The sequence below is a fragment of the Cyanobium sp. Cruz-8D1 genome, from assembly GCF_024345975.1.
Lineage (GTDB): Bacteria > Cyanobacteriota > Cyanobacteriia > PCC-6307 > Cyanobiaceae > Cyanobium.
On record NZ_JAGQCD010000038.1, the window covers coordinates 1 to 26,621 of the forward strand.

The following is a 26,621-nucleotide window of genomic DNA, read 5'->3' on the forward strand; positions in this document are numbered from 1 at the left end:
TCGCCTCCCGGCGACTCAGAAAACTTACAGCACTGTCGGCTCACGCCTCTCAGTCTCAGTAAGTCCGCGTCCCGTTTGAGCTCTCGCTCTCTGGGGTGCAGTCCAAAATCATATCACCTGGTTGGGGAGCTCCCTGCCAAGGGGCGAGAATCTTGCCTGGCTTCAACTCCCGGCAGACCAGAGCAGGGCCTGACGCTATTGGGAGCACCAGCGCGCCAGATGCCTGGGCACCTCAGTGGCTCCTAGGAGGGGCTGCACAAGCTGGGACTCCCGCTTGCCCCCGTCCCGGCTGCCCCTGCCACCGTTCTTCCTGCGGCTGGTGTGGCTTGCTTGGGAGCCATGGGACATGGAGGCAGCCAGGGGCGATCGGGAGCGGCTATGGGCCTCTGGACCCCAAGGGAGGCTTGAACACAAAAAAGCCGCGATTGCTCGCGGCTGAAGGGACAGCGGATTCGGGGCAGAATCCCGCCATGGCTTCAGAACAGACCCAGGGTGAGGGACTTGTCGATCGGCAGGCAGGCGCCGATGCCCAGGTAGATGGTGAACACGGTGCCGAACAGGAAGGCCCCCATGGCCACGGGACGGCGGAAGGGGTTCTGGAACTTGTTGAAGCTCTCGATGAAGGGGATGAGCATCAGGCCCAGGGGGATCATCGTCTGAAGGGCGATGCCCAGCAGCTTGTTCGGAACCACCCTGAGGATCTGGAACACCGGATAGAGGTACCACTCGGGAAGGATCTCAAGCGGAGTGGCGAAGGGATCGGCTCGATCGCCCAGCATGGCGGGGTCGAGAACGGCCAGACCTACTAGGCAGGCGAGGGTTCCAAGAATGACCACCGGGAAGATGTAGAGGAGGTCATTGGGCCACGCCGGCTCGCCGTAATAGTTGTGGCCCATGCCCTTGGCCAGCTTGGCCCGCAGCTTGGGATCGGTGAGGTCAGGCTTCTTGAGGATGTGCATGGTGGGGAGCTCGGAGCGCTGGTGACCAGTGGGGGAAGGCTAAGAGGAAGAGAGGGGTTCAGAGCGGGCCGGAGATGCCCTGCTTACGGATCATGAGGAAGTGGATCAGCATGAACACCGCCAGCAGCCAGGGCAGGACGAAGGTGTGGAGGCTGTAGAAGCGAGTCAGAGTGGACTGGCCGACGCTTTCACCGCCGCGGAGCAGCTCGACCATGAAATCGCCAACAACGGGGACGGCGGCAGGAACGCCGCTGACGATCTTCACGGCCCAGTAACCAACCTGATCCCAGGGGAGGGAGTAACCGGTGACACCAAAGGACACCGTGATCACGGCCATGGTGACGCCGGTGACCCAGGTGAGCTCCCGGGGCCGCTTGAAGCCACCGGTGAGATACACGCGGAAGACGTGCAGAATCAGCATCAGCACCATCATGCTGGCGCTCCAGCGGTGCACCGAACGGATCAGCCAGCCGAAGCTGACGTCGGTCATCAGATACTGGACTGAGCTGTAGGCCTCCACCACCGTGGGCTTGTAGTAAAAGGTCATCGCGAAGCCGGTGGCGAACTGAATCAGAAAGCACACCAGCGTGATGCCACCCAGGCAATAAAAAATGTTGACGTGGGGTGGGACGTATTTGGACGAAATATCGTCGGCAATCGCCTGGATTTCGAGGCGCTCCTCAAACCAGTCATAAATCGGGGACGACTTGGCGCCAGGAGACGAGTTCGCCATGCAGCGTGGGGCTTGGGTTGCGAGAGTCTACCGATCGTTCTGACCCCCCCGTGAGAGACCAAGGCCGCCGGTCCATCCCGGCTCAATGCTTTGCAACAGGGCTGCCAGGCGGGGTCCGGCTCTTGCGGCTCCTCCTGGTGACGGGCCTCTGCCTGCGGTTGTGCCTGCCTGCCCCGGCGCTGGCACTCAGCGATGCCCAGCAGCTGGTGGTGGAAGCCTGGCGGCTGGTGAACCAGAGCTATGTCGATCCCGCCCAGCTGGAGGCGGTGCAATGGCGGCGCCTGCGCCAGAAGGCCCTGGAGAAGTCAATTGCCAGCTCAGTAGAGGCCTACGACGCCATCGAGGCCATGCTGGCGCCGATCGGCGACCCCTACACCCGGATGCTGCGCCCCGAGGAGTACGCCACCCTTCGCTCCAACACCCAGGGCCGCGTGACCGGCGTGGGACTGCAGCTGGGACTGCGGGCGGGGGATCAACAGATCGTCGTGATCGCCCCCCTGGATGCCTCCCCCGCCGCCGACGCGGGGATCGTCTCCGGCACCGAGATCCTCAAGGTGGACGGCATTGCGGCGGAGGAGCTGGGACTGGAGGGCACCGCCGCCCGCCTGCGCGGTCCCGCCGGCAGCGACGTGCTCCTGGCCGTGCGCACCCCGGCGGGCCAGGCCTCGGAGGTGTTGCTCGACCGCCGCGAAGTGGATCTGCAACCGGTGCGCAGCCATCGCCTGCAGAGCGAAGGGCACTCCCTGGGCTACCTGCGGATCACCCAGTTCAGCGAACCGGTGCCCCAGCAGGTGCGCGCCGCCCTGGCCGAGCTGACCGCCACTGGTGGCAGCGGGCCGATCGAAGGGCTGATCCTGGACCTGCGCAACAACTCGGGTGGATTGGTGGCCGCCGGACTGGCGGTGGCCAATGGGCTGCTCGACGGGGAGCCGATCGTCGAAACCCAGGATCGGGGCGGTCTCGCCGCCCGGCAGCTGGCGACACCCGGCCGTCTCTATGGCGGCCCCATGCTCACCCTGGTCAACGCCGGCACCGCCAGCGCCAGCGAGATCCTGGCCGGTGCCCTCCAGGACGGCGGCCGCTCCCGTCTGGCCGGCAGCCGCACCTTCGGCAAGGGTCTGATCCAGACCCTGATCAACCTGAGCGACGGCAGTGGTCTGGCCGTGACCGTGGCCCGCTACCTCACCCCCAACGGCCGCGACATCCAGAACCAGGGCATCGAGCCGGACGTGCTGCTGTCCCAGCCTGAGCCCCTGGAGCCTGACGGGGACGGGGACACCTGGCGGCAGGCGGCCGCCACCCTGCTGGTGGCTGAACTGGCGGCCCCAGCCCTCGTGCCATGAGCCAGCGCACCTACCACGATCCGCTGCACGGGGCGATCCGCCTCGATCGCCAGGATCCCGCCGAAGCCCTGGCCATCGACCTGATCGACACGGCACCCTTCCAGCGGCTGCGCCGCGTCCGGCAGCTGGGGCCAGCCTTCCTCACCTTCCATGGGGCGGAATCCAGCCGCTTCACCCATTCCCTCGGCGTACTCGCGATAGCGCGGCTGGCCCTGCAGCAGCTGGAGCGGCTCGATCCCTCCCTGGCCGAGCACCGGGGGGTCTTGTATGCCGCCGCCTTGCTGCACGACGTGGGCCACGGACCCCTCAGCCACTCGGGCGAGGAGATGTTCGGGGTGCAGCATGAGGTCTGGTCGGGCCGGCTGATCCGCAACCATCCCGCCCTGCGCGACCGGCTCGACGCGGAGGCCCCCGGGCGGGCCGCCGTGGTGGCCGACCTGCTGGAGCACGGCCACCACCCCTGTCGCGCGATCAAGGCGCTGGTCAGCAGCCAGCTCGACTGCGACCGGCTCGACTACCTGCTGCGCGACAGCTACAGCACCGGCACCCGCTACGGCCAGCTCGACCTGGAGCGAATCCTCGCCAGCCTCACCCTGGCGCCCGACGGCGATCTGGCCCTGCATCCCCGCGGCCTGATGGCGGTGGAGCACTACCTGGTGGTGCGCCACCTGATGTACAGGAGCGTCTACAACCACCGGCTCAACATCGTCTGCAACTGGCTGCTGAACCAGGTGATCGCCGTGGCCCGCCGGCTTGGCCCCGCCGTGGTGTGGGCCGATCCCACCATGGCCCGCTGGCTCTGGGATCGCGACCGGCTTGATCTGGACAATTATCTGGCCAACGACGACATCCGCACCGGCTACCACCTGGTGCGCTGGCGGGAGGAGGGCCCCCAGGAACTGGCCGATCCCTGCGGGCGGCTGCTGGAGCGGCGCCTGCCCAAGGCCACCGACGTGAGCGATCTCTCCCCGGCCGGCCGGATCGAGCTTCTGGCGCTGGCACGGCAGCTGTGCGAACGGGCCGGCCTGGTGGCGGAAGGTTGCTGCGCCCTGCAGCAGCGCCAGAGCCGGGGGTATCACCCCTACGCCGGTGGCCTGCGGCTCTGGGATGGCCTGCGGCTGCAGGCCCTCGAGCAGCGCTCGCCCCTGGTGGCCAGCCTCTGCCAGACGGTCGACATGGCCTGGCTGATCCACCCGGCCCGGGTCAGCGACGCCCTGCGGGCCGCCCTGGCGCTACGGCGGCAGGAGGACAGACCCCGCCAGGGCCTCTAGGTTCGCTGCAGTCCTGGGCACCGCCTTGGCCGCCGCACTGATTCAGGCCATCGACGACCGGCAGCCGCACCTGCTGCGACTGCCGGCGCAGCAGGGCTACGCCAGTGCCCTGGAGGAAGTGCGCTACGCCCTCGGCAGCCGCCGGCCCCGGGCGGGCACCGTGGTGCTGGAGGCAGGGAGCTGGCCCCTGCGGCTGCCGGAGCTGCGGCAGCTGCAGGAGCTGCTAGCCCCCCTGCAGCTGGACCTGGTGCGCGTTGCCAGTGGCCATCCGGACACCCTGGTGGCCGCCGCGGCCCTCGGGCTCGACATCGATGCGGGCGCAGCTGCCATGGCCATGGCAGCCACGGCCACAGCAGCCCCGGTTCCCGATCTGCTGGTGCATCGCGGCACCCTGCGCTCCGGCGACCATCTGCAGGCGGAGGGTTCGGTCCTGCTGCTCGGGGATGTGAACCCCGGCGCCCGCATCAGTGCCGCCGGCAACGTTCTGGTGTGGGGACGGCTGCGGGGCATTGCCCACGCGGGCGTGGCCGGCAACCGGGACGCCCGCATCGTTGCCCTGCAACTGCGCCCCCTGCAGCTGCGCATCGCCGATGTAGTGGCCCGTGGGCCGGAGGGTCTGCCGCCACCAGGACTGGCCGAGCAGGCCCTGCTGGTGGAAGGGGAGATCCGCATCGATCCGGCGGCGCCGGACTTCAGCGGTTGATCAGGCCGAAGGCCCCCAGTCCGCCGGCCACGGCCATGAACCACAACGGCGAAATCCGGGTGCGCAGCATCAGCGCGCACACCAGCAGGGACACGACAACGCCGGCGGCGTTGGTGTCGGCGGTCTTGAGGATCTTCACCCCCACGGCGAACAAGATGCCGAGGGTGATGGGGCCGAGGCCCCGCTCGAAGGCCACACGCCAGGGGGAGTCCCGCAGCCGGTTCCAACTGAGGCAGGCCACCACCATCAGCAAGGTGGACGGAAGCAGGATGGCGATCTCAGCGCCGTAGGCCGTCAGCAGGGCCCAGCCGGGGCCCTCGGGCCAGCCGGCCCCCATGCCGAGCAGCCCCACGATCATCGAACTCGGGCCTGGAGCCGCTTCCGCCAGGGCGTAGATGTCGGCGAACTGGGAGGGCCGCAGCCAGCAGTACTGCTCGACGCTGAGGTGGTGGTATTCCGTCAGCAGGGTGTTGCCGCCCCCCAGGGAAAACAGGGACAGACCCAGAAAGGTGCCCATCACCTGCAGCAGGTGGCCGAGGTCGTTGAGCCGCATCGGGGTGCAGCTCGTGGCAGCGGAAGCGACCGCGATCAGAACGGCCGGCATCAGCGACGCTCCCCCTGGGGGACAGGGGGATGGGACGGCCGGGGCCAGTACCAGGCCATCGCCAGGGGACCGGCCACGAGCACCAGCGGCACCAGGCGTACGTGGAAGAAGGTCATCAGGACGAAGGTGACAGCCGCCAGCAGCAGAGCCATCGGATCCTTCCAGTATTGGTCGAGGATTTTGAACCCCATCGAGAGAGCCATCCCCGCCGCCGCCGCCACCACGCCCGCCAGCACCCGGTCCAGCGCCGGCAGCGTATGGAACTGGAAATACAGCAGGCCGACCCCCATCAGCAGGGTGAACGGCACCAGCAGCATGCCCGCCAGGGCCGCCAGGGCCCCCGGCAGGCCGCGGAAGAACGTGCCGACGTAGACGGCCATGTTGATCTGGTTGGGGCCAGGAAAGAGCCGGGCCACGGTGAGTCCGGTGAGGAACTCCTCGTTGCTCATCCAGTGGCGCTGTTCGACGATGATCCGCTGGCTCCAGGCCGAGAGGCCACCGCCGAAAGCGGAGAGGGCCACCATGAGCATGCCGGTGAACAGCTGCCGCAGACCGGGCGGGGAGGGTGTTGCTGTGCCGGGGGCGAGGGATTCAGTCATGCACGAAATGGGGATCCGGCGGCAGTTCCCCCTCCTCGTGGCAGCTGGGATCGAGGGGATCGGGGGCGTGGTACTTCGAGGCCGCCTCCCAGTCGATCTCAAACATCTCCTTCAGCCGCGCCACCACTTCGGGAGCATCACTCTCGATGCCCAGTTCCCGACGCAGATCAAAGGCGCTGCGATCGATGTTCATCGAGCCCGTCTGGGCGAAGGCCCCGTCCACCAGGATCAGCTTGGCGTGCAGCTTGGGGTGCTGCTGACGCCGCACCTTGACGCCGAAGCGCTCCATCACCCGCAACGAAGAAAAGGTGTCGTAGATGTCCCAGTCGCTGATGCCGTGCTTGCCGCCGCACAGCACCCGCACCTTCACGCCCCGCTCCCGGGCACTGATGATCCGCTCCAGGATCACCGCGTCGACGAACTTGGGGTGCTGGATCCAGAGGGTGCGGGTGGCGGCATCGACGATGCGGGCCATCTGTCCGCGGCTGTGGGCGCTGCTCCACACCAGTCCCACGCCGAGATCAGGCTGGAAGAAGGTGCGCTGCCAGTCGGCCTCGAAGCCGGCGATCACCTGCGCCACCACGGCCGGGTTGTAGGTGAGCACCCCGTAGTCGCGGGTTTCGGTGAAGTATTTGTCGGACAGGTTGAAGGTGGCCACCAGGGCGGTGTGCCGGTCGACCACCATCGACTTCTCGTGGGTGACGGGGAACGCCTCACTGGTCCACGCGGTCTCGATGCCCCAGGACTGGAGGCGGGCGAAGGCCTCATCGTTCCAACGGTCGCCGCCGGAGGTGTGGGGATTGAGCATCACCCGCACCTGCACGCCCCGCTCCCGGGCACGCTGCAGGGCCTGCTCCACCGCCTCCGATTGCAGCTTGAACTGCTTGAGCAGCAGCTGCTCGGAGGCCTCCTCGATCAGGGCGACCACGGCATCCACACCATCATCGGGCATCACCAGCAGCCGCTGGGGCCGGTGGGGGGCGGAGGTCATCGAGGCGCAGGGAGGGATAGACCTTTCTAGCGGCAGTTCAGGGCCACGGCCCAGTCGCTTGGCCCAATGGGACTAACCTGCCGCGACGCCCGTGGACGCCGTGACGTCAGCCCCCGCTCGCATCATCCTCATCTGCTCCGGCAAAGGGGGCGTCGGCAAGACGACCCTCACCGCCAACCTGGGGATCGCCCTGGCCCGGCTGGGGGAGCGCACCGTCGTCCTCGATGCCGATTTCGGCTTACGCAATCTCGATCTGCTGCTCGGACTGGAGAACCGGATCGTCTACACCGCCCAGGAGGTGCTGGCCGAAACCTGCCGACTGGAGCAGGCCCTGGTGAAACACAAGCTGGAGCCCAACCTGGCCCTGCTGCCCGCCGGCAATCCCCGCATGCTCGAGTGGCTCACCCCCGAAGACATGCAGCGCATCGTCGCCATGGTGGCCGAGCGGGCTGACTTCGTTCTGATCGACTGCCCGGCCGGGATCGAGGACGGCTTCAAGAACGCCGCGGCCGCCGCCCGCGAGGCGATCGTGATCACCACCCCGGAAGTGTCCGCCGTGCGTGATGCCGACCGGGTGATCGGCCTGCTCAACACCCGCGGGGTGGCGCCGGTGCAGCTGGTGCTCAACCGGGTGCGCCCCCGGATGATGGCCAGCCAGGAAATGCTGGGCGTCAACGACGTCACCGACATCCTGGCGCTTCCCCTTGTAGGCCTGGTGGTGGAGGACGAGCAGGTGATCGTGTCGACCAACCGGGGGGAACCGCTCACCCTCAACGGCAACGGATCCCCCGCCGCGAAGGCCTACCAGAACATCGCCCGGCGCCTGCGGGGTGAGGACATCCCCGTGGAGGACCCCTCCAAAGCCCGCAGGGGCCTGCGCGCCCGGCTGATGAACAAGATCCGCAAGACCACCGGTCTCTTCTGAGCACCATGACGCTGTTCGATTTCATCCAACGGTTGCTGGGGCGCCAGAAACCCAGCGGCACCATGGCCAAGGAGCGGCTGCAGTTGGTGCTGGCCCACGACCGCAGTGATCTCAATCCCGAACTGCTCGAGCAGATGCGGCGCGAAATTCTCGAGGTGGTGCAGCGCTACGTGGAGATCGACATCGAGGAAGGCGACGTGAGCCTGGAGACCGAGGACCGCGTCACCGCCCTGGTGGCCAACCTGCCGATCAAACGGGCCCGGCCCCTGCCAGCCCTGGTGGCGGCGGCCGCCGCCGTGGGCATGGCCCAGGCCCCTGACCCCGAAGCCCAGCAGGAGCTGGCCCTGCCCCTGGCCTGCGAACCGGCGGAAGACCCCTCCCCCGCCGATCCGGACTGAGATGGCACAGCACGGCGACGGCCTGCGGGAACCCTGCAGGCAGTGAAGCGACACCACGCCTTGCCTGAAATCTTCCCCGTGGGCATCACTCCGGCCGAACAACGGGTGCTCGACCTGCTGCGCCGGGGTGACAGCAACCGCCACATCGCCGCCCAGCTGGTGCTGAGCCCACGCACGGTGGAGTGCCACGTCTCCCACCTGCTGGCCAAGACCGGCTGCCGCAGCCGCAGCCAGCTCCTGCTCTGGGCCCTGGCCCAGGGATAGGCTGTCACGGGCCAACCGCCCATGCCGGCTTAGCTCAGTGGTAGAGCAGCGCTTTTGTAAAGCGAAGGCCATCGGTTCAAATCCGTTAGCCGGCTTGCCTGGAAGGGAAACGGATCCACCTCCCTTACCATCACCCGATCACAGCAAGCGGGAGGCGATGTCATGTCGTGCCATGCCTGGCTGGTGGGGGGGCTGGTCACCCTCGCCGGAGATCTGGCCCAGGGCCTGCCGCCGCCGCCACCGATCCCGCCCCAGCCTGCGACCCGCTCTGGCGCTGAGATTCTGGGCCGTCCCGGCATTCGCACCCGTTATGTGGATCCCAGCGGCCCAGCGCCATCGGCTGGGAGCAAAACACTACCGGCCGTTGGCCCCCCGGCGCGCCCCCTGACGGTTCCTGTCAACGAGAGGGTGGATTTCACCCCGACCATGGAGGAAGGCCCGTTCCAGCAGCCCACCTTGCGGGGGCTGTTCCGCTGGGATCTGCAGCAGCCCTCCAGCCGCTGAGGGGCTCTAGCCGATCGCCTGCCAGAGCGACAGGGCGCCGAAGGCCAGGAACAGGCCACCGCTGAGGCGGTACAGCACCCGCTCGCTGATCCTGCCGCCGATCCACTGGCCCGCACCCACCGCCAGCCAGGTCACCAGGGCATGGCCCAGCAGCGTGCCGGCCAGCAGGCCGGCGAAGCTGAAGGCCGGCGCCGCCGCCAGAAAGATGGTGGCGAACTGGGTGCGATCCCCCAGTTCGGCCAGGAACACCAGCACGAAGGCCTCCCAGATCACGCCCCCCGGACCGCGGATGCTGCCATCGCTCTCGGCGGCGTCGATCGCCGCCTCGGCCTCCTGGGCCTCCTCCTTGGCGGCATCGGCGGGCAGGCCGGCGGCATCCACCAGGAGCTTGACGCCGAACCCGAGGAACAGGGCCGCCGCCAGCCAGGGCACAACGGACTGGGGCAGCCACTCCCTGAGGCCGTAGCCCATGCCCAGGGACAACAGGGTGACCAGGCTGAGCGCCGCGAAGGCCCCGATGAAGACCCAGCGGGGGCGATGGCGCGCCGCCAGGATCAGGGCCATGAAGAAGGTCTTGTCCCCCAGCTCAGCCAGGGTGATGGCCGTCAGGCTGGAGCCGAAGGCGGCGAGCCCGGGATCGCCGGCGCTGGTGAGGGTCATGGGGGCGTTCAGCACGCCTCCGTCGGCGCCATGGAGTGGGTGCGGCCGTTGGACAGCCCTTCGCTACCTGGGCATCATGCTCCGGCGAACAGCCACAGCAGCGCCGCCAACCCCACCCAGCCCAGCCAACCCAGGTTGAACAGGGGGGTGGCCAGATGCACCAGGGGCACCAGAAACCAGTGGCTGAGGCCCACCGTCAGAAACACCACCAGCAGCAGGGGCAGCATCAGGCGCTCCCCCGGACCGACGCCTCTGGGGCCCCGGGCCGGAGCACGTTCCACGGGTCGAGGCTTCCTTGCTCCGGCCCCCTCCAGGCCAGAACCGCACTGGCCTGACCGGATCCCTGCGGCCAGGGCAAGGGCTCGAGCAGGGACAGTGCGGGGAACTGACGCGCCGCCTCCGCTGCCGTGGTGGCGGGGGGCTCGCCGGAACGGTTGGCACTGGTGGTGGCCAGGGGGCCACTGAGGCGCAGAAGCTGCCGCGCCCGGTCGCAGGCCGGGACGCGCAGCCCCAGGCTCGTTCCGCCTGGATGGAGATGGGTGGTCAGCGCACCGGCGATCGGCAGCACCAGGGTGACGGCCCCTGGCCAGCGGCGTCGGGCCTGATCGAGCCAGGCCGCCTGCCAGGACACGCCAAGGGCTTCCTCCAGCTGGGGCAGATCGGCCCCCATCAGGATCAGCGGCTTGTCGGCCGGACGCTGCTTCAGCTGCCAGAGCAGGGCGGCCGCCTCGGGCCGGGCAGCCAGGGCCGGCAGGGTGTCGGTGGGAAACAGGACCGCCTCTCCCGCCGCCAATCGCCTGGCCAAGTGCTCAGGACCATTCATCGGACGCAGGGCCTCCAGCCACTGGCAAAGCGGGCCCGGCCCTCCAGGTCGGCATGCACCCCGAGCCGTTCCAGACCCGCCGCGACCAGCAGCTCGCCGACCGCCTCGCTCTGGTCGTGGTGGTGCTCCAGCAGCAGCAGGCCGCCAGGGGCCAGGCCCCTGAGGCTGCCGGCCACGATCGAACGGATGGCCGTCAGCCCATCGGGGCCGCCATCCAGGGCCAGGCGGGGTTCGTGATCCCGCACCACCGGCTCGAGTGCCGCCAGGGTGGCGCTGGGGATGTAGGGGGGGTTGCTCACCACCAGATCCAGCTCCCCCCACCAGGGCGCCAACGGCTGCCACCAGTCACCCGCCAGCGGGGTGACGTGCTGCTGCAGGTCCCCCCGGCTCAGGTTGGCAATGGCCTGCGCGAGGGCCTCGGGGCTGGCCTCCACGGCAAATCCGCGACTGGAGGGAAAGATGCGGGCCAGGGCGATGGCCAGGCAGCCGGAGCCGGTTCCTAGGTCGGCCCAGCGGACTTCGGGGCGGCCTGTTGGCCCCAGAGACAGGACCAGATCCACCAGCAGTTCCGTTTCCTGCCGGGGGATCAGCACCCCTGGCGCCACGGGCAGCTCCAGATCGCGCCAGGGGCAGCGGCCCACCAGGTACTGAAGGGGCTCATGGCTATCGAGGTGACGGCGCCAGAGAGCTTCCAGCGCCTCGAGCGAACCGTGGAGCCGGACGACGGCCTCCGGATGGCACCAGAGCGCCTGCAGCTGGCTCCAGCGCAAACCACCGCCCAGATCCAGCAACCAGTCGAAAGCGGCGGCATCGCCGCCGAGGCCCAGCATGCGGTGGCGCCAGCCCAGCAGCTCCGGCGCCGTGATCAGCAGGCCGTCAGGGCCATCCGCCAGGGGCGCGGGGACGGGAACGGTGCCGACCTGGGAAACCATGGAGGAAGCCTAATCAGCAGGGCCGATCTGAGCAGGAGCGGCCTCAGCAGGGGCGCCAGCAGAGGCCGGCCTCGGCCCGCAGCAACCCGTCCAGCTCCAGCTCCAGAAGCCGGGGCATCAGCTCGGCCATGGGGCGGTCGAGGGCCAGGCTCAGCTGCTCAAGGCTGGCGCCGCCGCCCACCGCCGCCAGCAACCCCTCAGCCTCCGCCCCCTGACACCCCCTGGCCGGAGCAGGGTCGGCGGCGGGGGACCGCCGGGCCAGGGGGCCCCTGCCCAGCTGGCCGATCAGGTCGGCGGGAAGGAGCAGCGGGGTGGCGCCCCTGGCCAGCAACCGGTTGCTGCCCAGGGCCGAGGCGCGGCCAGCATCGGCCGGCACCACCCAGAGCGGCAGCCCCTGCTGCCAGGCCAGCTCAGCCGAATGCAGCGCCCCGCTGGCCACCGGGCACTCCACCACCACCACGGCCGCCGCCATGGCCACCAGCAGGCGGTTGCGGGCGACGAAGCTGCCCGGCCGGACCCTGCCACCCTCGGCCAGCTCGCTCACGAGCAGGCCCTCACGGGCCACCTGGTTTTGCAGCGCCGCGTGGTGGAGGGGGTAGGCCCGGCCCAGCGGTGTGCCCAGCACCCCGACAGGGGCCCCCCCGGCCGCCAGACACCCCCCATGGACAGCCCCATCGATGCCTTCGGCCAGACCACTCAGCACGGGCCAGCCCGCCTCTGCCAGGGCGGCGCCGATGGCGCGGGCCATCGAGAGACCATGCAGGGATGGACGGCGCGTACCCACCACGGCTACCGAGCGGCCATGGCCCAGATGGGGCCAGAGGCTGCCCCGCCCTCGCCAGCAGAGCTGCAGGGGAGGCCGCTGCAGCTCCCGCAGGCCAGCCGGCCAGCTCCGATCCCCCGGCACCAGCACCCCACGGCCAAAGCGGCATCGCGGTGCAAAGGCCTCCAGGGGCCGGGGGCCCCAGCCATGGCGAAACCGCTCCACCGCCGCCACCAGCCCACGCCCCAGACCTGGCACCTCCGCCAGTTCATCGGCAGAAGCGTCCCAGGCTCCGGCCAGCCCGCCACAGCAGGCCTCGAGGGACCGCAGCCGCTGCCAGCCGAGCCCCGGGCAGCGGCTCCAGAGCAGCCACCAAAGGCGCCGCTGCCGACCCCAGATAGGGGCCCCTTGGCGGGGGAAAGAACCCTGCACCAGATCTCCCATCCGCAGCGCCCCACGGCCATAACAGCAGTACAAGCGTACTATGGACGATGGGCGTTCCCGGGCGGTCCCGACCGCAGGATGGCCAGGGCCTGCTCCAGATCCTCCGGCAACCGCCGCAGCAAGCGTCGCCGCGAGGGGCCACTGGCGAGCTCCACCAACACCAGATCGACGCAGGCTTCGGCCGCCACGGCCCCATCGGGGCGGATGAAGTGGCTGAGCCAGGGGAGCTTCAATCCCAGCCGCGGCAGCACCTGGCTACGGATCTCGACGCCGTCGCCATGGAGCAGGGCCTGGCGGTAATCGATGCGCAGGCCCACCACCGGCAGCTCCAGCCCCCGGGCGGAGAGGGCGCTGTAGGCCACGCCGGCCTCGGCCAGGGCCTCGACCCGGGCCTCCTCCAGCCAGGCCAGATAGGCCCCGTGCCACATCACCCCGGCATGGTCGGTGTGCTGGGGCAGCACCCGCCGCTGCAGTCGCCACCACACCTGCTCCGGACGCTGCATCACGGTCTTCACCACGGGAGAGTGCGGAAAGGGGATCAGCCATAGGCTGATGCCGAGCCATTTTGATGTCCGTGTTCCGCAACCTGCTGATCGCCGATTCCGGCAAGGGCCATGTCGAGGAGATGGTCCGCCTCCTGCGCGATATCCCCCCCTGCCGACAGGCCCGGATCAACCTTCTGCACGTGATTCCCGAGCAGGGGGGGCTCGATCTGGAAGCCCATCGCCAGCAGGCCGAAATTCTGGTCAAGGAGGCCATCGAGCGACTCGGCCTGACCCCAGCCGAAGTCAACACCGTGGTGCGCGAAGGCGATACCAAGCTGACCGTGCTGAAGGTGGCCGATGAGCTGGAGGCCGATCTGATCGTGATGGGATCGCGGGGCCTGGGCAGGCTGCAGTCGATCCTGGGCAACAGCACCAGCCAGTACGTCTTCCAGCTGTCGACCCGGCCCATGCTGCTGGTCCGCGACGACCTTTACGTGAAGGCCATCAACCGGGTCCTGGTGGCCATCGACGGCACCGGTGTGGGCGATGACGCCCTGAGGCTGGCCTGTGAGCTGGTGCAGGGCATCCCTGGCGGCAGCCTCACCGGCGTGCACGTGTCCCGTCAGGACATCACACCCTCACGGGGAGGGCGCACCCCCGGCGACGACGTGCTGCTGAAGGCGATCCAGCGGGCGCGCAGCTTCGGTGTGGAGATGAAGGGACTGCATCGCACGGGTGACATAGCCCGCGGTGTGTGCACCACCGCCGAGGACGTCAAAGCGGATCTGGTGGTGATCGCCTCCCAGGACCGCAGGCCACTCGTGGCCAGAGCCCTGGTGGATCTCGACAAGCTTCTGGGCAGCTCGGTGAGCGACTACATCCGTGTGCATGCTCCGGCTCCGGTGCTGCTGGTGCGGGAGCCGGAGGCGCGGGCCCGCTGAACCCGGGTCAGCCGCCCTGGCGGCTGTTCGTCTGGATGTAAAGAATGATCAGGAAGACGGCGGGAACCAGAACGAACAGAAGGCTGGCAACGAAGCCGAGATCGTTGGTTTCCATGACTGCTGGAGAGGTTCTGAGAACGTATCACCGCCCATCGGCAGGAAGGACGCCCCCTTCATCGCTCGTTGTGGATGGAGCCGACACTCCCTCTGGAGAATCCTCCTGCTGCGGTGCCGCGGGGGGCTCGGGCCAGGCGGTGGGGCCCTCCGGCAGGGGCAGGGAGCGGGCCCGGATCAATTCGCTCTCCCGGTCGCCAAGTCCCACCTGGGGTTTGGTGAGCACCATCACCGATTTCTCGACCAGGGCCTGGCAGGCCAGCCGCCAGGTCTGGGGGCGCCGTTTCAGCTTCAGCAGTTCCACCGACGTCAGCTCGGTGAGGGCGTTGTCCGCGCCTCCCTCCACAACCTCCACAAAGCAGGTGATGCACTGGCCGCAGCCACCACAGTTGCCCAGGCGACCCTTGAGGCCATAGAGCTCAATGCCTTCGCGCAGGGCCACCTCGCGGAGGTTCTCACCCGGGTAGCACTCCACGTCCCGCTGCTCACGCACGAACCGGATCACGGGCATGGCGGCAGCCTCTCGGGGGACGAATGGGCTCCCATTCTGGATCGCGCCGTTGCGGTCCGTTACCTGGGCCCCGTGGCGTTGCCCGCAACCTTTACCATCGCCAGCACGGATCGGTAATCACCGAGCGTCTCCTTAGCCGCCATCGCCCCGGCGATCGGCTTCGGCAACTGTCAACCCAGACCTGACCCCCCAATGGGATTGCCCTGGTACCGGGTGCACACGGTCGTCATCAACGACCCGGGCCGACTGCTGGCCGTGCACCTCATGCACACCGCCCTGGTAGCCGGCTGGGCCGGCTCCATGGCGCTCTATGAGCTTGCGATCTTCGACCCCTCCGACCAGGTCCTCAACCCCATGTGGCGCCAGGGCATGTTCGTCATGCCCTTCATGGCCCGCCTGGGCGTGACAGGCAGCTGGGGGGGCTGGAGTGTCACCGGTGAAACCGGCGTCGACCCCGGCTTCTGGAGCTTCGAAGGCGTGGCTGCGGCCCACATCATCTTCAGTGGCCTGCTCTTCCTTGCCGCCATCTGGCACTGGACCTACTGGGATCTCGAGATCTGGCAGGACCCCCGCTCCGGGGAGCCAGCCCTTGACCTCCCCAAGATCTTCGGCATCCACCTGCTCCTGGCCGGCTTGGGCTGCTTCGGCTTCGGAGCCTTCCACCTCACCGGCGTCTTCGGACCGGGGATGTGGATCTCGGATCCGTACAGCCTCACGGGCCACCTCGAAGCGGTGCAACCCTCCTGGGGACCTGAAGGCTTCAACCCCTTCAACCCAGGAGGGATCGTGGCGCACCACATCGCCGCCGGAATCGTCGGCATCATCGCCGGCATCTTCCACATCACCACCCGTCCGCCGGAGCGCCTCTACAAGGCGCTTCGCATGGGCAACATCGAGACGGTGCTGGCCAGCGCCATCGCGGCGGTGTTCTTCGCGGCCTTCATCGTGGCCGGAACCATGTGGTACGGCTCGGCCGCCACACCGGTGGAACTGTTCGGCCCCACCCGCTACCAGTGGGATCAGAACTACTTCAAGACGGAGATCAACCGTCGCGTCCAGACCGCCATGGACAACGGCGCCACCAAGGAAGAGGCCTTCGCGGCCATTCCCGAGAAGCTCGCCTTCTACGACTATGTGGGCAACAGCCCCGCCAAGGGTGGCCTGTTCCGCGTTGGCCCGATGATCAACGGTGACGGCCTGCCCACCTCCTGGATCGGGCACATCTCCTTCACCGACAAGCAAGGCCATGACCTTGAGGTCCGTCGCCTGCCCAACTTCTTCGAGAACTTCCCGGTGGTCCTCCAAGACGATCAGGGCATCGTCCGCGCCGACATCCCCTTCCGGCGTGCCGAGGCGAAGTACTCCTTTGAGCAGCAGGGCGTGACGGCCACCGTCTATGGCGGTGCCCTCAACGGTCAGACGTTCACCGATCCCGCCGACGTCAAGCGACTGGCCCGCAAGGCCCAGCTTGGCGAGGCCTTCGAGTTTGACCGTGAGACTTACCATTCCGACGGCACCTTCCGCAGTTCGCCCCGCGGCTGGTTCACCTTCGGCCATGCCTGCTTCGCCCTGCTCTTCTTCTTCGGCCACATCTGGCACGGTGCCCGCACCCTCTACCGTGATGTCTTCGCCGGTATCGACCCCGATCTCGGCGAGCAAGTGGAATTCGGTCTGTTCGCCAAGCTGGGCGACCGTTCCACCCGACGCCTGCCAGAGGGCTTCGTGCCCCCGGCCGGCTCCCCCCTCAGCTGACCGCCAGCCCCCCCGAGGATTCCCATGGAGAGCTTCGCCTACATCCTGATCCTGGCCCTGGCCATCTCCACGCTCTTTTTCGCGATCGCCTTCCGCGATCCCCCGAAAATCGGCAAGTGACCACGCTTTTGGATTGATCCAACCCCTGGGAAACCAGGGGTTTTTTCTTGTCTGGGGCCCCACCTTGATGGCAACCCCTTCTCTTTGTGCGCGTACCTGTTTACACTCCGACTACTTGGAAGCGTGCCCAGGGATGCAATGTCCCTCCTGCCAACACACCGATAGTCGTGTTCTGGAATCAAGGGCTGCCGATTCCGGGCGCAGCGTGCGGCGGCGCAGGGAGTGCCTCAACTGTGATTTTCGCTTCACCACCTACGAAAGGGTCGAGACTGTTCCGATCACCGTGGTGAAGCGCAACAGCAGCAGGGAAACCTTCAATCGCAGCAAACTGCTGCACGGTCTGCTGAGGGCCTGCGAAAAGACCGGCCTGGAACCGGCCCGGCTCGAGGCCGTTGTCGACGACATCGAACTGGTCCTGCAGCAGCGGGCCGGACGCGAAGTGAGCAGCAATGAGATCGGTGAGCTGGTGCTGCAGCGCCTGCGCGAGATGAGCGAAGTCGCCTACGTGCGCTTCGCCTCCGTCTACCGCCAGTTCCAGGGCGTCAGCGATTTCGTGGCCACCCTGGAAGGCCTGGGGAACCGGGGCAAAACCAAGAACCGGCTGGTGGTGGTCGGTTGAGGCCGATGGGACGCAGCCGACAGAGGCTTCAGCCGGCCCATTGATAGAGTGATCGATCGAGTGTGCGCTGCAGGCGGGCAGTCACCTCGTTCCTTCGCACTGCCACCGGCAGACCGTCCCAGCTCCATGACCCTCACTCCTTCTTCCGAAGCCGACACCCTCGAGGCCCTCACGCCGATCAGCAGCGAGGAGGCCGCCGTCATTGAGACCACAGAGGATCTCGATCTGGCCATTCCGGAAGAGGTTCCCAGCGCCGACGACTCCAGCAGCAGGGTCAGCGCCCGGGATGGTGACGGCGTGGGCTTCACGCTGGATGAGTTCGCGGCCCTGCTCAGCAAGTACGACTACAACTTCAAGCCGGGCGACGTCGTCAACGGCACCGTGTTCGCCCTTGAATCGAAGGGCGCCATGATCGACATCGGCGCCAAGACCGCCGCCTTCATGCCCCTGCAGGAGGTGTCGATCAACCGAGTCGAGCATCTTTCCGACGTGCTCGAGCCCGGGGAGGTTCGCGAATTCTTCATCCTCAGCGAGGAGAACGAGGACGGCCAGCTCACCCTTTCGGTGCGCCGCATCGAGTACCAGCGCGCCTGGGAGCGGGTGCGCCAGCTGCAGAAGGAAGACGCCACCATCTATAGCGAGGTGTTTGCCACCAACCGCGGTGGTGCCCTGGTGCGGGTGGAAGGCCTGCGGGGCTTCATCCCCGGCAGCCACATCAGCACCCGCAAGGCCAAGGAGGAGCTCGTGGCCGACTTCCTCCCCCTCAAGTTCCTGGAGGTGGACGAGGAGCGCAACCGCCTGGTGCTGAGCCATCGTCGTGCCCTGGTGGAGCGCAAGATGAATCGCCTCGAGGTGGGCGAGGTGGTGCTGGGTACCGTCCGGGGCATCAAGCCCTACGGCGCCTTCATCGACATCGGTGGTGTCAGTGGTCTGCTGCACATCTCCGAGATCAGCCACGAGCACATCGAAACGCCCCACACCGTGCTCAATGTCAACGATCAGATGAAGGTGATGATCATCGATCTCGACGCCGAGAGGGGCCGGATTTCCCTGTCCACCAAGGCCCTTGAGCCTGAGCCCGGCGACATGCTGACCGATCCCCAGAAGGTGTTCGACAAGGCCGAGGAAATGGCCGCTCGTTATAAGCAGATGCTGCTTGAGCAGGCCGAGGACAGCGAACCCATGGGCGTTTCGCTCGAATGACCCCCCTGGCTCCGGCCCTCTGACGATGGTGCTTCTGTCGTTGCGGGGCATACCCCTTGCCTGCGGGGATCGTCAACTGGAGGCGGTGCTGTTCGACAAGGACGGCACCATCAGCCACAGCGAGCCCATGCTCGTGGCCCTGGCCCAGGCCAGGGTTTTTCATTGTCTGGCCCTGGCTGATCTGGCCGCCAGCGCCCCGGAACGTCACCGGGACCTGGGCGAGCTGCTCCACCGCGCCTATGGCGTTTCCACCGAAGGCCTCCAGCCCGCCGGCACCATGGCGGTGGCCAGCCGCGACCACAACCTGGTGGCCACCGCCACCGCCCTGGTGCAGGTGGGCCTGGGCTGGCCCGAGGCCATGGCCATGGCCGAAACGGTGTTCGCCCGCACCGACGCCCTGCACGGCCAGGGGAGCGAACGGCGCCCGGCACCCACCGCCGGCCTGCGGCCCCTGCTGGAGGCCCTGCGGCAGGCGGGGGTGCGCTGCGCCGTGATCAGCAATGACCATGTCGACGGTATCGAAGCCTTCCTGGCTGCCCATGATCTGGCGGCCTACGTGCAGGCCATCTGGAGCGCGGAACATCAGCCCCGCAAGCCGGATCCCGCCGCCGTCCACGGTCTCTGCGGTGAACTGGGCGTGGCCATCGAGAGCTGCGCCCTGATCGGCGACGCCAACAGCGACCTGCGCATGGCCCGCGCCGCCGGGGTGCCGGTGGTGCTGGGCTACCGGGCCGGCTGGCGGCGGCCGGTGGATCTGGATGACTCCTTCCTGCAGCTGGATCACTGGCGGGAGCTTGCCGTTGTAGCTGAAGTCACATTGCCGCTGGCTGCTCCGTCCATGTCTGGCGGGACCAGCCAACCGCTGGGAATAAACTCACCCATTGATTGATCCCACCCCCCTATGAGCCGTTTCGTCTTCACCTCGGAATCGGTGACGGAAGGCCACCCCGACAAGATCTGCGATCAGATCAGCGATGCCGTGCTGGATGCGCTGCTGGCCCAGGATCCCTCCAGCCGTGTGGCCTGCGAGACCGTGGTGAACACCGGCCTCTGCCTGATCACCGGGGAAGTCACCACCAACGCGCGGGTCGACTTCAACACCCTGGTGCGGGGGGTGATCGAACAGATCGGCTACAGCGGTGCCCGCGCCGGTGGCTTCGATGCCAGGAGCTGCGCCGTGCTGATCGCCCTGGATCAGCAATCGCCGGACATCGCCCAGGGCGTGGATGAGGCCGACGACCACGACGGTGACCCCCTCGACAAGGTGGGCGCCGGCGACCAGGGCATCATGTTCGGCTACGCCTGCGACGAAACTCCGGAGCGGATGCCCCTGCCCATCAGCCTGGCCCACCGGCTGGCCCTGCGGCTGGCCCAGGTGCGCCACGACGGCAGCCTCGGCTACCTGCTCCCCGATGGCAAGACCCAGGTGAGCGTGGTCTACGAGAACGACCGCCCCGTGGCGATCGACACGATCCTCATCTCCACCCAGCACACGGCCGAGGTGGAAGGCATCAGCGATGAGAAGGCCGTGCAGCAGCGGATCAAGGACGACCTCTGGACGCACGTGGTGCTCCCCGCCACCGCCGATCTGCCCCTGAAACCCAGCCGGGAGGGCACCCGGTTCTACGTCAACCCCACCGGCAAGTTCGTGGTGGGCGGCCCCCAGGGCGACGCAGGGCTGACGGGACGCAAGATCATCGTCGACACCTACGGCGGCTATGCCCGCCACGGCGGTGGTGCCTTCTCCGGCAAGGACCCCACCAAGGTGGACCGCTCCGCCGCCTATGCGGCCCGTTACGTGGCCAAGGCCCTGGTGGCGGCTGGCCTGGCCCGCAGGGCCGAGGTGCAGCTCAGCTACGCGATCGGCGTGGCCCGGCCCGTGAGCATCCTGGTGGAGAGCTTCGGCACTGGCGCCCTCGACAATGCCGACCTCACCGCCCTGGTGCAGGAACATTTCGACCTGCGGCCCGGCGCGATCATCGAGGCCTTCGGTCTGCGGGAACTGCCCCAGCAGCGGGGAGGGCGCTTCTATCAGGATGTCGCGGCCTACGGCCACTTCGGCCGCAAGGATCTCGACCTCCCCTGGGAGGACGTCACCACCATCGCCGCCACCTTGAAGCAAGCCACGGCGAGCCGTGTCAGCGCTGTATCTGGGGGTTGACCTCGGCAGCAGTGGCCTGCGCCTGGCCGTTCTGGCGGAAGTCGGGGCGGCCGGCGGCCAACCCGACGATCCCCTGCTGAGCCGCCAATCCCCCTACCCCGGCCGCCTGGAAGAACCTGGCGCCTGGCGGCAGGGGCTGATTGAGCTTCTGGCCACCGTTCCCGAAGGGATCCGCCGCCGGGCGCGTGCCATCGCCATCGATGGCACCTCCGGCACCCTGCTGGCCTGCAGGGCCGATGGCCGCCTGCTGCCGCCGCCCCTGGCGCAGGCCCTCCCATACCACTTGGCCTGTGCGGAACAGTCCGGAGCCATCACCGCGCTTCTGGGCCCGGCGTCCGGCGGCGCCCCCAGCCATCCGGCCGCCAGCCCCAGCAGCAGCCTGGCCAGGGCCCTGCGGCTGCTGGCCCTGGCCAGGGAAGCGGGGCTGGGGCCGGTCCTGCTGCTGCGCCATCAGGCCGACTGGCTGATGGGCTGGCTGCTGGACGACTGGCGCTGGGGCGAGGAGGGCAACAACCTGCGCCTGGGCTGGAACCTGGAGCAGGGAGACTGGCTCCCTGGTGTGGCCGCAGCACTGGGCGTGGGGGCGCTGCCCCGGATCCGATCCAGCGGCAGCCTGCTGGGCCCACTCGCTCCAGCGGTGGCGGCGTGCCTGGGCCTGCCTGGGGATTGCCAGGTGGTGGCGGGCAGCACCGATGCCAATGCCGCCGTGCTGGCCGCCGACCCCCAGGCCGGCGATGGCATCGCCGTGCTGGGCACCACCCTGGTGCTGAAGCAGTTCGTGGCGGCCCCCCTGGCCGGTGCCGTCCTCAGCAACCACCGGGTGGCCGGCCGCTGGCTGGTGGGGGGCGCCTCCAATGCCGGCGCCGGCGTCCTCCGCCACTTCTTCGACGACGAACGGATCGCAGAACTGAGCCGCCAGATCGCTCCGGACCGCCCGACGGAGCTCCACCTGCTCCCCCTGAGCCGCCAAGGGGAACGTTTTCCCGTGGACGATCCGGAGCTGGAGCCGATCCTGGAGCCGAGGCCCGTCAGCGATGCCCGCTACCTGCAGGCCCTGCTTGAGGGCCTCACCGCCATCGAAGCGGCGGGCTGGCAACGGCTGCGACAGCTGGGGGCACCGGCCCTGCGGCGGGTGATCAGCCTTGGTGGCGGCGCCCGCAACAGCCAGTGGCGGTCCATGCGGTCGCGCGCCCTCGGGATCCCGGTGCTGAACCGACCGAAACGCACGGCGGCCCTGGGCATGGCCCTGCTGGCCAGGGCCAGCTTCAGGATGGAGATCGAATCCACCCCCCTACGCCCATGAACGAACGCCTCAGCTCGATCCTCTCCATGGCGCTGTTCGTCGTGCTGGCGGGCTTTGTGGGCTTCAGCGGTGTACGGCTGTGCCTGCTGCTCTGGCAGCGGTACGCCGGCGCCTGAGCCCAGAATCCCCCCAACCGCACCGACCCCATGGCCGCCGACCCCCTCTCCGCCGCAGTGAGCGACCGCATCTGCAGGCACATGAACGATGACCATGCGGAGGCCGTCCTGGCCTATGCCCGTCACTTCGGCGGCTGCACCGAAGCCGTGGAGGCCCGCCTGCTGGCCGTCGAGCCCCTGGCCATGCGCCTGGAGGTGGATGGCGCCCCCGTGGAGGTGCCCTTCGACCACGCCCTCTCCGATAGCGAAGACGCCCACCGCACCCTGGTGGCCATGCTGCGGTCGCTGCCCGGGAAGGCTTGAAGCAGCGGCGCCAGACCCCTGACCCTCCTCGCACGCCTGATCCGGCTTCCCCTCGACTGGATCGCCGCCACCCCCTGCCCCCTGTGTCGCGGCCTGCAGCCGCCTCAGCACGGCGCCGGAGCCCCCTGCCCCGACTGCCGCCGCCAGCTCCCCCTGCCGGCCGGGGGCGAGCGGGGCAACGAGCCCCTGCTGTGGTGGGCCGCCGGGTCCTACGACGGAGAGCTGCGGCGGTTGCTGCTCGGTTTGCGGCAGCGGCCTGAGGACGCCAAGGTCGGTGCCCTGGTGCGGGTGATGGCGGAGGGGCTGCCCCAGTGGCGGCGGCGACCGCTGCTGGTGCCGGTGCCGAGCTGGAAACGGAGCGGCAACCCCCTGCCCGATCTGGTGTGCCGCCAGCTCGTGCGCCAGCTGGACTACCGCCAGGGCGATCTGCTGGAACGGTCGCGGCCGGTGCTCGGCCAGCATCACCTCAAGCGGGCCATGCGCCTGGCCAACCAGGACGGTGCCTTCCGCTGCCGCCGCAGACCCCGGCCTGGCGAGGCCACGGGCCGGCCGATCCTGATCGTCGACGACATCCTCACCAGCGGCGCCACCGGATGCAGCGCCGCCCTGGCCCTGGAAACGCTTGGCTGGCCTGTGGTGGGGATGGTCTGTCTGGCCCGCACCCCCAGCGCCCGCGCCGCCAAGGCCCGCACCCCCTCAGGCTGATCCGGCAGCGCGCTGTGATCTAAGATCGCATCGTCGCTTCGGCGACGGGCCGGGATAGCTCAGTTGGTAGAGCAGGCGACTGAAAATCGCCGTGTCCCCAGTTCAAATCTGGGTCCTGGCATTGCGTGCGGACTGCGCTGCAGCCCAACACCATGCCCCAGCCGCCTTCGACCTCCAGCCAGATCTTCAACAACGCCGACAGCTTTGCCCAGGCGTTCGACGAAGCCTGGCAGGCCCATAGCCGCCGAGATCCGTCCCACGGACTCTCGGCGGCCGAGAAGCTCGAAGCCATCCTCGGCAATGTGGCCGACCACCCCTTCGCCCTCAGCGATCCAGCCACGGCTCGCCAGGTGGGTGCGTTCAGGATCCGCCTGCTGGACCTCTAGGTGGCGCCCATGAGCAGCTCCCTGGCCCGCCTCATCCAGCAGCTGAGTGCTGGCTTCAGCAACCAGGCCCAGGCCTTCGACAACCCTCCCCTTTACGCCCACATCCTGGTTAAGTTCCGGCCGCTGCCCCAGCTGGCTAAGGGCTCCCTGCTGCTCGAGCAGACCTACGCCATTTCGCCAGGGACGCCGTACCGGATCCGCGTGCTCCGGGCCGAGCAGCGCGACGGCGAGCTGATCATCCACAACCAGGCCCTGCGCGAGGAGAAACGTTTCTGGGGCGCCATCGACGATGCAGGCCGACGCCAGCAGATCGAGGCCGCCGACCTGCTCCCCCTCGAAGGCTGCACCTATGTGGTGCAGGAGGCGGGCGAAGGCTTCATCGGCGCGGTGGAACCCGGTTGCCGTTGCCTCGTGGAGCGCAAGGGCAGCCTCGCCTATCTTGTCAGCAGCTTTGAGATCAACCCCCGGGGCATGCGCACCATCGATCGGGGCCATGATCCGGCCACCCATGAGCAGCTGTGGGGATCGTTGGCCGGTCCCTTCGAATTCGAGCGCACCGACGACTACCGCAGCGACATTCCCTCCTCCTGGCTGGACAGCTGACGCTTCATCAGACCCGGGGGCCGGGTCAGCCAGCGATCAACTCGTCCATGAAGGGCTGCTCGCCCTCGTCAAGAAAGGGGTCGGTGTCCTCCGGGCCCAGATCGAAGCCTTGCTCCTCAATCAGGGAGCCCGGCAGTTCCTGCTGCAGCGCCGGCGGCTGAACCGCCTGCAGATGGCGGGAGGCCCCGGTCCGATCCAGACCCCTCAAAGCCGCCTCAATCCTGGCCAGGCGCTCTTCGGTGTCGTCTAGCCGCTGGTCCATCGCCACCCCATGGGCCGCCTCCAGACCGGCAGCCTCCTGCAGCTGTTCGCCGATCCGATCCTGCTGGCCTTCGAGCCGTTCCTCAAGCTCCAGCAGGCGGTAGGTGAGTGCTTCGGCAACCTGGGACAGGACCTGAAGCTGGTCGGCCAACCGCAGGGAAGCGTCCTCGGGTAGGGGCACAACAGCAGTCATGACGGCACCGGGATGATGGCCGGATGGTATCGGTGTGGGGCCAGTCCGCCAGGGGGCACAACGCCGGGGTCGGCCCGGACGGGCGGGGGCAGCGCCGGTCGGGGGGTTTGTAACGATTCTGAAAACCCTGTCGTGGCGTGCGGACAGGCCCATAGGATCCGGCTTGCAGCCCATGATCGGGACGTTTCCTGCAGCCGTCCTTGAAGGCTTCTGCAGATCCGCAGTGGCGAATTGCGCTGCACTCCGACCTTCTACCCATCGTTTCTCCCCCGGCCCCCACGCTCATGACACTTGCCAACGCTGCCTATCTGGGCATCGAGCGTTTCTCCAGCGATCGCAACAAGGAAAATTGGACGAACGCCACTGAAAACGACAAGGCCGCCCTGATCCGTGCCGTTTACAAGCAGGTGCTGGGTAACCAGTATGTGATGGCCAGCGAGCGGCTCTCCGGTCCGGAGTCCCTCTTCAAGCGCGGCTACCTCAGCGTGCGGGAGTTTGTCCGGCAGGTGGCCAAGAGCGGCCTCTACAAGGCCAAGTTCTTCGAGAACTGCAATCCCTATCGCTTCATCGAGCTGAACTTCAAGCATCTTCTGGGCCGGGCTCCCCAGAACAAGGCCGAGATGCTGCACCACTTCACGATCCTGCAGGAGCAGGGCTACGACGCCGAGATCGATTCCTACATCGACAGCGCCGAGTACCAGACCCGCTTCGGCGAAGAGGTGGTGCCCTACCTGCACGGCTGGGACTATTCCTCTGGCCAGCAGGGCCTGCAGTTCTCCTACATGCTCCAGCTCACCCGGGGTGTGGGCGCCTCGGTACGGGGCGACCTGCTCAAGAACCAGTCCCGCCTCAATCCCTCTGTGCATGCGGAATCCCCCATGCCGGTGGTCAGCCCCAACGCTCGGGGCAGCGTCTTCCGCAAGGTCAGCACCGATGGCGTCACCCGCCAGGGCGTGGGGGCCGGCGAAGAAGGCCGCACCTTCCGGGTGGAGATCTCCGGCTTCAACAACTACCGCCTGCACAAGCGCAGCAACCGGGTGCGCTTCATTCCCTTCAGCAAGCTGCTGCAGACCCAGCAGCAGATCCTCCGGGAAGGTGGCCGCATCGCCAGCATCACGCCGATCAACTGAATCGGGTTCACGTCCAGCCTTTTCCCCCTACCCCACCGAATCCATGAAGGTTTCCGCAGGTACCCGAGGCACCGGCCTCAACAGCTCCCGCCAGGTGGCCCTCACCGTCACCGGTGTGAGCAACAACGACTATTCCCGCACCGCGGACATGGTCATGAACGTGCCCTTCACCCGCATGAACGAGACCATGCGTCTGGTCCACTCCCTGGGTGGCCGGATCGTCAGCGTCTCCGTGACCGGCAGTGGCGGTTCGGAACTGCCAGCCCCCCGCAAGGGGAAAGGCAAAGCGAGGGACGACGGCTGAGCCCAGGCTTCGCCTCGCCCCCAACGGCTTCTCCAGCCACCAGAGGGTCCCCGTTGAGGGGGCCCTTTTTGCTGGGATGGCCAAGGGACCGTCGACGAGCGCCTTACACCCATCAGCCAGGACAACCGTTCAGCATGAACCCAGGGGGGCCTGGGCAGGGGATCAGAACGGTTGCAGCAGCTTGGGTCCTGGCGCTAGTGACCATTTATGAAGGTCCCCCCATCCCACGGACGCGGGGCACAACAATAGGTAGGTCTTTCGGAGCGATGCCCGGCCGAGGCCAGGCCATCATCGAAAGCAACGACGAAGTCGACGTCAGCCAGGCCACCCCCCGGATTGACGCTCCAGACTCCCCCCCTTACCCACCCAATCCCGACGTTCGACGTCGAGAACAGGAGCTAACTCAATGTTCGACGCCTTCACCAAGGTCGTTGCTCAGGCTGATGCCCGCGGCGAATTCCTCAACGCTGGTCAAATCGACGCCCTGGCGTCGAT

Annotated in this window: 35 protein-coding genes, 2 tRNA genes and 1 pseudogene; 24 read left to right on the top strand and 14 right to left on the bottom strand. The window is 68.0% G+C overall.

Going from position 1 to position 26,621, the window contains the following annotated elements; genetic code table 11:
* Positions 1–476 precede the first annotated feature (476 nt).
* Both petD and petB read right to left on the bottom strand, forming a co-directional pair.
* Complete coding sequence (gene petD, locus KBZ33_RS17060) at positions 477–959, bottom strand: cytochrome b6-f complex subunit IV (protein ID WP_254952944.1); 483 nt, start codon at positions 957–959, stop codon at positions 477–479.
* A gap of 58 nt (positions 960–1,017) precedes the next feature.
* Entirely contained in the window at positions 1,018–1,692 is a 675-nt protein-coding gene (gene petB / locus KBZ33_RS17065; protein ID WP_254952943.1) for a cytochrome b6, read from the bottom strand.
* 101 nt (positions 1,693–1,793) lie between these two features.
* Between petB and ctpZ the strand changes: the two genes are divergently transcribed.
* Genes ctpZ through minC form a run of 3 tightly spaced genes read left to right on the top strand, consistent with a single transcriptional unit; the run spans position 1,794 to position 5,009 of the window.
* Positions 1,794–3,035 carry a carboxyl-terminal processing protease CtpZ gene (gene ctpZ / locus KBZ33_RS17070; RefSeq protein WP_396108726.1) on the top strand — a complete coding sequence of 414 codons (1,242 nt, stop codon included), beginning with the start codon at positions 1,794–1,796 and terminating at the stop codon, positions 3,033–3,035.
* On the top strand, positions 3,032–4,306 hold the full coding sequence (locus tag KBZ33_RS17075) for an HD domain-containing protein (RefSeq protein ID WP_254952939.1): 1,275 nt from the start codon (positions 3,032–3,034) through the stop codon (positions 4,304–4,306). The genes ctpZ and KBZ33_RS17075 overlap by 4 nt, the downstream gene beginning before the upstream one ends.
* A 25-nt stretch (positions 4,307–4,331) precedes the next feature.
* Positions 4,332–5,009, top strand: coding sequence for a septum site-determining protein MinC (minC, locus tag KBZ33_RS17080; RefSeq protein WP_254952938.1), 678 nt, complete (start codon positions 4,332–4,334; stop codon positions 5,007–5,009).
* On the opposite strand, the gene KBZ33_RS17085 is transcribed toward minC, so the two are convergent.
* From KBZ33_RS17085 to KBZ33_RS17095, 3 genes are read right to left on the bottom strand one after another with little or no spacing between them, the layout of a single operon-like run.
* Positions 4,999–5,613, bottom strand: coding sequence for a chromate transporter (locus KBZ33_RS17085; RefSeq protein WP_254952937.1), 615 nt, complete (start codon positions 5,611–5,613; stop codon positions 4,999–5,001). The two genes, minC and KBZ33_RS17085, sit on opposite strands and share 11 nt — an antisense overlap.
* Positions 5,613–6,212: a chromate transporter gene (locus KBZ33_RS17090; protein WP_254952936.1), complete on the bottom strand. Its 600-nt coding sequence runs from the start codon at positions 6,210–6,212 to the stop codon at positions 5,613–5,615. Before KBZ33_RS17090 ends, KBZ33_RS17085 begins: the two co-directional genes overlap by 1 nt.
* Positions 6,205–7,203: a phosphatidylserine/phosphatidylglycerophosphate/cardiolipin synthase family protein gene (locus KBZ33_RS17095; protein ID WP_254952934.1), complete on the bottom strand. Its 999-nt coding sequence runs from the start codon at positions 7,201–7,203 to the stop codon at positions 6,205–6,207. Before KBZ33_RS17095 ends, KBZ33_RS17090 begins: the two co-directional genes overlap by 8 nt.
* A 91-nt stretch (positions 7,204–7,294) precedes the next feature.
* Between KBZ33_RS17095 and minD the strand changes: the two genes are divergently transcribed.
* From minD to KBZ33_RS17120, 5 genes are all read left to right on the top strand, one after another.
* Complete coding sequence (gene minD / locus KBZ33_RS17100; RefSeq protein ID WP_396108716.1) at positions 7,295–8,128, top strand: septum site-determining protein MinD; 834 nt, start codon at positions 7,295–7,297, stop codon at positions 8,126–8,128.
* A gap of 5 nt (positions 8,129–8,133) precedes the next feature.
* Entirely contained in the window at positions 8,134–8,526 is a 393-nt protein-coding gene (gene minE / locus KBZ33_RS17105; protein ID WP_254952932.1) for a cell division topological specificity factor MinE, read from the top strand.
* Between the two features lie 60 nt (positions 8,527–8,586).
* On the top strand, positions 8,587–8,790 hold the full coding sequence (locus KBZ33_RS17110) for a response regulator transcription factor (protein ID WP_254952930.1): 204 nt from the start codon (positions 8,587–8,589) through the stop codon (positions 8,788–8,790).
* Between the two features lie 23 nt (positions 8,791–8,813).
* A tRNA-Thr gene (locus KBZ33_RS17115) sits at positions 8,814–8,885 on the top strand.
* 67 nt (positions 8,886–8,952) lie between these two features.
* A complete protein-coding gene (locus KBZ33_RS17120; protein ID WP_254952928.1) occupies positions 8,953–9,294 on the top strand; it encodes a hypothetical protein in 342 nt (113 codons plus the stop codon).
* A 6-nt stretch (positions 9,295–9,300) separates the two neighbouring features.
* Here the strand turns inward: KBZ33_RS17120 and KBZ33_RS17125 are convergent, their stop codons facing one another.
* The 6 genes from KBZ33_RS17125 to KBZ33_RS17150 all read right to left on the bottom strand — a co-directional run bounded on the left by KBZ33_RS17125 (position 9,301) and on the right by KBZ33_RS17150 (position 13,419).
* Entirely contained in the window at positions 9,301–9,954 is a 654-nt protein-coding gene (locus KBZ33_RS17125; RefSeq protein ID WP_254952926.1) for a TMEM165/GDT1 family protein, read from the bottom strand.
* Between the two features lie 74 nt (positions 9,955–10,028).
* On the bottom strand, positions 10,029–10,181 hold the full coding sequence (locus tag KBZ33_RS17130; RefSeq protein ID WP_254952924.1) for a hypothetical protein: 153 nt from the start codon (positions 10,179–10,181) through the stop codon (positions 10,029–10,031).
* Positions 10,181–10,759, bottom strand: a complete 579-nt coding sequence (locus KBZ33_RS17135; RefSeq protein WP_396108720.1) for an L-threonylcarbamoyladenylate synthase — start codon at positions 10,757–10,759, stop codon at positions 10,181–10,183. The genes KBZ33_RS17130 and KBZ33_RS17135 overlap by 1 nt, the downstream gene beginning before the upstream one ends.
* Before the next feature lie 14 nt (positions 10,760–10,773).
* Entirely contained in the window at positions 10,774–11,709 is a 936-nt protein-coding gene (gene prmC, locus KBZ33_RS17140; RefSeq protein ID WP_254952920.1) for a peptide chain release factor N(5)-glutamine methyltransferase, read from the bottom strand.
* A gap of 43 nt (positions 11,710–11,752) precedes the next feature.
* Positions 11,753–12,916 carry a DNA-processing protein DprA gene (locus tag KBZ33_RS17145; protein ID WP_254952919.1) on the bottom strand — a complete coding sequence of 388 codons (1,164 nt, stop codon included), beginning with the start codon at positions 12,914–12,916 and terminating at the stop codon, positions 11,753–11,755.
* Positions 12,917–12,954: 38 nt separating this feature from the next.
* On the bottom strand, positions 12,955–13,419 hold the full coding sequence (locus tag KBZ33_RS17150) for an acyl-CoA thioesterase (protein WP_254952949.1): 465 nt from the start codon (positions 13,417–13,419) through the stop codon (positions 12,955–12,957).
* Positions 13,420–13,490: 71 nt separating this feature from the next.
* On the opposite strand from KBZ33_RS17150, the gene KBZ33_RS17155 reads away from it, so the two are divergent.
* Positions 13,491–14,342, top strand: coding sequence for a universal stress protein (locus KBZ33_RS17155; protein WP_254952948.1), 852 nt, complete (start codon positions 13,491–13,493; stop codon positions 14,340–14,342).
* Positions 14,343–14,349: 7 nt separating this feature from the next.
* On the opposite strand, the gene psbM is transcribed toward KBZ33_RS17155, so the two are convergent.
* Together psbM and KBZ33_RS17165 are read right to left on the bottom strand one after the other, a co-directional pair.
* Complete coding sequence (gene psbM / locus KBZ33_RS17160) at positions 14,350–14,457, bottom strand: photosystem II reaction center protein PsbM (protein WP_015109223.1); 108 nt, start codon at positions 14,455–14,457, stop codon at positions 14,350–14,352.
* A 27-nt stretch (positions 14,458–14,484) separates the two neighbouring features.
* Entirely contained in the window at positions 14,485–14,967 is a 483-nt protein-coding gene (locus tag KBZ33_RS17165) for a 2Fe-2S iron-sulfur cluster-binding protein (protein WP_254952917.1), read from the bottom strand.
* Positions 14,968–15,159: 192 nt separating this feature from the next.
* Between KBZ33_RS17165 and psbB the strand changes: the two genes are divergently transcribed.
* From psbB to KBZ33_RS17225, 12 genes are all read left to right on the top strand, one after another.
* A complete protein-coding gene (gene psbB, locus KBZ33_RS17170; protein WP_254952916.1) occupies positions 15,160–16,719 on the top strand; it encodes a photosystem II chlorophyll-binding protein CP47 in 1,560 nt (519 codons plus the stop codon).
* 24 nt (positions 16,720–16,743) lie between these two features.
* The gene (locus KBZ33_RS17175) at positions 16,744–16,839 is read left to right on the top strand and encodes a photosystem II reaction center protein T (RefSeq protein ID WP_010314684.1); all 96 of its coding nucleotides are present in this window, start codon (positions 16,744–16,746) and stop codon (positions 16,837–16,839) included.
* Positions 16,840–16,972: 133 nt separating this feature from the next.
* Positions 16,973–17,458: a transcriptional regulator NrdR gene (gene nrdR, locus KBZ33_RS17180; RefSeq protein ID WP_254952915.1), complete on the top strand. Its 486-nt coding sequence runs from the start codon at positions 16,973–16,975 to the stop codon at positions 17,456–17,458.
* A gap of 126 nt (positions 17,459–17,584) precedes the next feature.
* Positions 17,585–18,661 carry a 30S ribosomal protein S1 gene (locus KBZ33_RS17185; protein WP_254952913.1) on the top strand — a complete coding sequence of 359 codons (1,077 nt, stop codon included), beginning with the start codon at positions 17,585–17,587 and terminating at the stop codon, positions 18,659–18,661.
* A gap of 25 nt (positions 18,662–18,686) precedes the next feature.
* Positions 18,687–19,550, top strand: coding sequence for an HAD family hydrolase (locus KBZ33_RS17190; protein ID WP_254952912.1), 864 nt, complete (start codon positions 18,687–18,689; stop codon positions 19,548–19,550).
* A gap of 12 nt (positions 19,551–19,562) precedes the next feature.
* Positions 19,563–20,822: a methionine adenosyltransferase gene (metK, locus tag KBZ33_RS17195; protein WP_254952911.1), complete on the top strand. Its 1,260-nt coding sequence runs from the start codon at positions 19,563–19,565 to the stop codon at positions 20,820–20,822.
* On the top strand, positions 20,797–22,125 hold the full coding sequence (locus KBZ33_RS17200) for an FGGY-family carbohydrate kinase (protein ID WP_254952910.1): 1,329 nt from the start codon (positions 20,797–20,799) through the stop codon (positions 22,123–22,125). The genes metK and KBZ33_RS17200 overlap by 26 nt, the downstream gene beginning before the upstream one ends.
* Positions 22,126–22,271: 146 nt before the next feature.
* The gene (locus KBZ33_RS17205; RefSeq protein ID WP_254952908.1) at positions 22,272–22,544 is read left to right on the top strand and encodes a DUF2470 domain-containing protein; all 273 of its coding nucleotides are present in this window, start codon (positions 22,272–22,274) and stop codon (positions 22,542–22,544) included.
* A 231-nt stretch (positions 22,545–22,775) separates the two neighbouring features.
* Positions 22,776–23,249, top strand: coding sequence for a ComF family protein (locus KBZ33_RS17210; RefSeq protein WP_254952907.1), 474 nt, complete (start codon positions 22,776–22,778; stop codon positions 23,247–23,249).
* A 48-nt stretch (positions 23,250–23,297) separates the two neighbouring features.
* Positions 23,298–23,370 (top strand) — tRNA-Phe (locus KBZ33_RS17215).
* Positions 23,371–23,401: 31 nt separating this feature from the next.
* The gene (locus KBZ33_RS17220; RefSeq protein WP_254952906.1) at positions 23,402–23,635 is read left to right on the top strand and encodes a hypothetical protein; all 234 of its coding nucleotides are present in this window, start codon (positions 23,402–23,404) and stop codon (positions 23,633–23,635) included.
* Between the two features lie 9 nt (positions 23,636–23,644).
* Entirely contained in the window at positions 23,645–24,238 is a 594-nt protein-coding gene (locus KBZ33_RS17225) for a chromophore lyase CpcT/CpeT (protein ID WP_254952905.1), read from the top strand.
* A 25-nt stretch (positions 24,239–24,263) separates the two neighbouring features.
* On the opposite strand, the gene KBZ33_RS17230 is transcribed toward KBZ33_RS17225, so the two are convergent.
* Positions 24,264–24,692: a hypothetical protein gene (locus tag KBZ33_RS17230; protein WP_254952903.1), complete on the bottom strand. Its 429-nt coding sequence runs from the start codon at positions 24,690–24,692 to the stop codon at positions 24,264–24,266.
* A 284-nt stretch (positions 24,693–24,976) separates the two neighbouring features.
* Here KBZ33_RS17230 and KBZ33_RS17235 point away from each other — a divergent pair, with 284 nt between their 5' ends.
* From KBZ33_RS17235 to KBZ33_RS17245, 3 genes and pseudogenes are all read left to right on the top strand, one after another.
* Positions 24,977–25,822, top strand: a complete 846-nt coding sequence (locus KBZ33_RS17235) for a phycobilisome rod-core linker polypeptide (RefSeq protein WP_254952902.1) — start codon at positions 24,977–24,979, stop codon at positions 25,820–25,822.
* Between the two features lie 43 nt (positions 25,823–25,865).
* Entirely contained in the window at positions 25,866–26,126 is a 261-nt protein-coding gene (locus tag KBZ33_RS17240) for a phycobilisome linker polypeptide (RefSeq protein ID WP_254952901.1), read from the top strand.
* 406 nt (positions 26,127–26,532) lie between these two features.
* Positions 26,533–26,621: pseudogene (locus KBZ33_RS17245) on the top strand (phycocyanin subunit beta); the annotation flags it as partial.